Source organism: Dokdonella sp., assembly GCF_039926425.1.
Lineage (GTDB): Bacteria > Pseudomonadota > Gammaproteobacteria > Xanthomonadales > Rhodanobacteraceae > Dokdonella_A.
Genome location: NZ_JBDSWZ010000031.1, coordinates 1 through 4,756, shown reverse-complemented (window position 1 = coordinate 4,756; position 4,756 = coordinate 1). Strand labels below are relative to the sequence as shown.

At 63.5% G+C, this 4,756-nt stretch carries 5 protein-coding genes and 1 pseudogene; 1 reads left to right on the top strand and 5 read right to left on the bottom strand.

Annotated features, from left to right (window positions below):
- From ABIV12_RS01765 to ABIV12_RS01745, 5 genes and pseudogenes are all read right to left on the bottom strand, one after another.
- Positions 1-274 (bottom strand): annotated as a pseudogene (locus ABIV12_RS01765) (GMP synthase (glutamine-hydrolyzing)); the annotation flags it as partial.
- Positions 275-278: 4 nt separating this feature from the next.
- Complete coding sequence (locus tag ABIV12_RS01760; protein WP_348055612.1) at positions 279-890, bottom strand: hypothetical protein; 612 nt, start codon at positions 888-890, stop codon at positions 279-281.
- 3 nt (positions 891-893) lie between these two features.
- A complete protein-coding gene (gene guaB, locus ABIV12_RS01755) occupies positions 894-2,354 on the bottom strand; it encodes an IMP dehydrogenase (protein ID WP_348055610.1) in 1,461 nt (486 codons plus the stop codon).
- Between the two features lie 89 nt (positions 2,355-2,443).
- Positions 2,444-3,184: a pseudouridine synthase gene (locus tag ABIV12_RS01750; protein ID WP_348055608.1), complete on the bottom strand. Its 741-nt coding sequence runs from the start codon at positions 3,182-3,184 to the stop codon at positions 2,444-2,446.
- 179 nt (positions 3,185-3,363) lie between these two features.
- A complete protein-coding gene (locus ABIV12_RS01745) occupies positions 3,364-3,939 on the bottom strand; it encodes an ECF-type sigma factor (RefSeq protein WP_348055606.1) in 576 nt (191 codons plus the stop codon).
- 113 nt (positions 3,940-4,052) lie between these two features.
- On the opposite strand from ABIV12_RS01745, the gene ABIV12_RS01740 reads away from it, so the two are divergent.
- The coding region (locus ABIV12_RS01740; protein WP_348055604.1) for a serine/threonine-protein kinase at positions 4,053-4,756 on the top strand (704 nt) is incomplete at its 3' end.

Below are 4,756 nucleotides of genomic sequence, written 5' to 3'. Positions count from 1 at the left end.
CCATCGTCTGCAGGCCATAGCAGATTCCGAGCAGCGGCACTCCCGCATCAAAGACCGCCTGCGGTGCTTTCGGCGCGCCCACCAGCGTGGTCGACTCCGGTCCGCCCGACAGAATGATGCCTTTCGCACCGAACGCGGCAATCGCAGCCGGATCGTGGTCCCACGCCCATATCTCGCAATAGACACCGATCTCGCGAATGCGACGTGCGATCAGCTGCGTGTATTGCGCGCCGAAATCGAGGATGAGGATGCGATGCTGATGAATACCGTCCACGGATTCAGAACTCCAGTGTTGCCGCGAGACGCTCGCGCATCTCGCCATATTCGGCGGTGTGCTCTCCGTGGTCGTCGAGCGAATCCTGCAGCACGAGCACGACCGATCGATTTGCGCGGGGAAGCACGAAAACTTCATTGCTGATCGTGCTCGACGCCAGTTTGAGCGTCGAAACGATGCCGTTCAACGCTCCCGCAGCCTTGGTGAGCAGCACGGCCTTTTGGCGTCGCGGATGCGTTTTCACGGCAAGTGCGTTCTCGATGCCATCCACAACCTCTTCCGGTGAGCGAACGGTTCCAACGCCATAGTCGAAAACCATGATGACGGCGCTGTTGCCGTCCAGCGTCCAGCTTGCCGGTGGCGCAGGATCGGTCTCCCACGGGAAATGCCGCGGGTAATCGAAACGGATCCCCGCCTCCGAAAAATGGCGCCACGGCAGCTCTGTGATCCGCAGAGTTTGCGGCTTGCCGTCAACAAACACCTGGATGTCGGAACCGGCAGACATGGTGTACGTTTTTCCGGCCAGATCCACCTGCAATTCCGTCCGCGGCTCGGCCGACGTCGCACCGCAGAGGTTCGGCGCCAGCAACACAATGACGATCAACCATGCGCGCACAAATCAGTCCAGCCGATAGTTCGGCGCTTCCTTGGTGATCGTCACGTCGTGCACATGCGATTCACGCACGCCCGCCGTGGTGATCTTCACGAACTGCGGCTTGCTTCGCATGTCGTCGATCGTCGCGCAGCCGACGTAGCCCATGGATGCACGCAGGCCGCCACCGAGCTGATGGACGATGCTGCGCAGCGGGCCGCGATACGGCACACGACCCTCGATGCCTTCGGGCACCAGCTTGTCGGTGTCCCCCTCGTCGTCCTGGAAATAACGGTCTTTCGACCCCTTCTCCATCGCGCCGAGTGATCCCATGCCACGATAACTCTTGTACGAGCGGCCCTGGTAGAGCTCGACCTCGCCGGGCGCTTCCTCCGTGCCGGCAAACATGCCGCCGATCATCACGCAGTCCGCGCCTGCGGCGATGGCTTTCGCGATGTCGCCGGAGTAGCGGATGCCACCGTCGGCGATGAGACCGATATCGCTTTCCTTGAGCGCCTCGGCAACCATGTTGATCGCCGTGATCTGCGGCACGCCGACGCCGGCGACGATGCGCGTCGTGCAGATGGATCCTGGCCCGACACCGACCTTGACTGCATCTACACCCGCGTCGACCAGCATGCGAGCGGCGTCGCCGGTGACGATGTTGCCGGCAATCAGCGCAATGTCGGGAAAGGTGCGGCGCACCCATCGCACGCGATCGATCACGCCTTGGGAGTGGCCGTGCGCGGTATCGACGATCAGCGCGTCGACGCCGGCCTCGATCAAGGCAGCAACGCGCTGCTCGGTATCACCGCCGACACCCACGGCGGCACCGACGCGCAAGCGCTCATGATCGTCCTTGCACGCGTTCGGATTGTCGCGCGCCTTCTGGATGTCCTTCACGGTGATCAGCCCGCGCAGCCGGAATGCGTCGTCGACGACCAGGACTTTCTCGATGCGGTGCTTGTGCAGCAGCGCGAGTACATCGTCTTCCGTCGCGCCTTCCTGCACGGTGACGAGGCGCTCCTTGCGGGTCATGATGTTCTTGACCGGATCTTCGGGCTTCTTCTCGAAACGCAGGTCGCGATTGGTGACGATGCCGACAAGCTGTTCGCCGTCGGTGACCGGCACGCCGGAGATGTTGTGCCGACGCGTGAGCTGGATGACTTCACGGATCGAGGTCTGCGGTCCGACGGTGATCGGATCGCGAATGACCCCCGCTTCGAACTTCTTCACCAGGCGCACTTCGGCCGCCTGGCGTTCAATGGTCATGTTCTTGTGGATGATGCCCATGCCGCCGCATTGGGCCATCGTGATCGCGAGTCGCGCTTCGGTGACGGTGTCCATCGCCGCAGAGACGATCGGAAGATTGAGGCGAATGGATCGGGTGAGGCGGGTGCCGAGATCGACGTCGCGGGGCAGAACCGCCGAGTGGGCCGGAACCAGCAGGACATCATCGAAGGTTAAAGCGTCGGAGAGTATGCGCATGCCCTATTTTACAGACTCATCGGTTTCGTCGCCAGCCAATTCGATCCGGAGAGCCTTGGCGGATCGCTGTCGACGAAGAGGCTGGCCCGTCAGCTTGCGGCAGTGTGGCCGGTTTGCAAGGTTGCCACATCGATCCAGTCGAACGCGCGCAACAGCTTCAGCCACGCATCGTCCAACGGCGCACGCAGATCGAGCGGTTCGCCCGACGCCGGATGACGCACGCGCAATCGCGATGCATGAAGCATCAATCGATGCACGCCGAAGTACTGGCGGATCAGCCGGTTGTGGTCGCCTCGTCCATGGCTGGTGTCACCCAGCAAATGATGCGAGAGATGATGGAAATGGCGACGGATCTGCCGGTAGCGACCGGTTTGCGGGCGCACATCGAGCAGCGCATAACGTTGCTGCGGATATTTGCCCTGGGCAATCGGAACTTCGATGGTCGCCAGCCGGCTCCAGCGCGTGAGTGCCGCTTTCGCCTCGCCGCGCAGACTCGAGCCGGACAGCGGATAGTCGATCTCGCCCTCCTCCGCCGGCCAGCCGCGCACCGCGGCGAGATAGTTCTTGCCCACACTGCGGTCCATCATCTGGCGGCCCAGTTCGGCGGCCATCGCGGCCGATCGCGCGACCAGCAACACTCCGCTGGTGGCGCGATCCAGTCGATGCACCGCGTGCAGCTTCCCATCAACCTGCAAGCGGAGCCGATCCATCACGTAGTCTTCGTCGGCGCCGACGAGATGGCTGCGATGCACGGCGATGCCGGCCGGCTTGTTGACCGCAACGACGTCGTCGTCAAGGTGGAGAAGAGTGAGCGGATTCAGAAGTGGCATCCGGCAATTGTAGGCCCGCCTGCGCGTTTCCTCGATTGTCCGCAACTTCAGTCGTAACGCGTTCGGATGACGAGGACGACACGGAGCGTCAGATAATGACGCATGGGTCGGGTGCGGTGTCCTCCCAGAGGTTCAATCGCGATAAAAGACGTCGAGCGGATGGCACACGTGGGCAGCGCTCACGCCGCCTGCAGTTCCTTGTGCAGAAATGCCTTGGCCGCGCGGGTGTCGCGTTTGATCGTGGGCTCCGAAACACCCAGCAACTCGGCGATCTGGCTCACTTCCAGGCCCGCAAAAAAACGCATCTCGACGACCTTCACCAAGCGGGGGTCAAGCAGTGCGAGCTTTTTCAACGCCTCGTCCATGCCAACCAGCTGGGAAGCCTGTTCATCGATCGGCAGTGGCACGCCCTCGAGCGCATCGAGGGGCACGTGTTCGGCACCGCCGCCACGGCGGTCGGCGAGGCGGGCGCGCGCATAGTCGATCACCACTTGACGCATGGCGCGGGCGGCGGTCGCGAAAAAGTGCGCGCGATTCTCGAACACGCTTGCGCGACCTTCGAACAGCTTCAGATACGCCTCGTTGACCAGCACGCGGGTATTGAGCGTTTCTCCGCGTCGATGGCGCGCAAGCTCCGCCCGCGCGATGCGCAACAAATCGTCGTAGACGAAGTTCAGTGCCCGCTCGCGGGCGTCCGCATCGGCGGCGCCTGCTGCGATGGCTCGGGTCAGCTCCGGATCATCCATGTCGTTCATGTGTGTTCGGCCCCCTTTCCCGCATGGTAGTCCGAGCCAGCCACGCCGTCAGCCCGCGACCCACCTGACCCGGCCGGGCCTGTAATCTGATCGCAGCACTCGGGAGGTCATCGATGGATGCGCAACGCTGGCGACGGACACGCACGCTGTTCGATGCCATGGTGGACCGGGCGCCGGCGGACTGGGCGGAATACCTCGCACGGGACTGCGCAGACGACGCAGACGTGCACACCGACGTGCTGGCGATGCTGCGCGCCGACGCTGCCACGAAGGGATTGCCGGGATTCGAGCTCGACGCGGACATTGCGCAGGTAGCCGGACAATGGACCAATGCGGTCGAGATGGCACCTTCGCCGGAACCCTCGGACGGCCTCATCGGACCCTTCCGCCTGGTTCGCGAGATCGGACGCGGTGGCATGGGCTCGGTCTGGCTGGCCGAGCGCGCTGACGGCACATTCGAGCAGCGCGTTGCGATCAAACTCGTCCGCGGTGGCTGGGACGCTGATGACCTGCTGGCGCGGTTTCGCGCGGAACGGCAGATCCTCGCAGGTCTGCAGCATCCGAACATCGCCCACCTTGTCGATGGCGGGGTCACCAGCGACGGAAAACCCTGGCTCGCGCTCGAATACATCGATGGCGAGGACGTGCGCGCAGCATGCGACCGGCAACAGCTCGGCATCGATGCGCGCTTGCGCGTGTTCCTCACCGTGTGCGCCGCAGTCGGCCATGCGCATCAGCGGCTGGTCGTCCACCGCGACCTCAAGCCATCGAACATCCTCATCGGTCGCGATGGCGAAGTGAAGCTGCTCGACTTCGG

Excerpts from the sequence above, each read along its gene's own strand:
- ABIV12_RS01750 (WP_348055608.1), bottom strand. The coding sequence starts at position 3,184 with ATGCCACTTCTGAATCCGCTCACTCTTCTCCACCTTGACGACGACGTC.
- ABIV12_RS01745 (WP_348055606.1), bottom strand. The coding sequence starts at position 3,939 with ATGAACGACATGGATGATCCGGAGCTGACCCGAGCCATCGCAGCAGGC.
- guaB (WP_348055610.1), bottom strand. The coding sequence starts at position 2,354 with ATGCGCATACTCTCCGACGCTTTAACCTTCGATGATGTCCTGCTGGTT.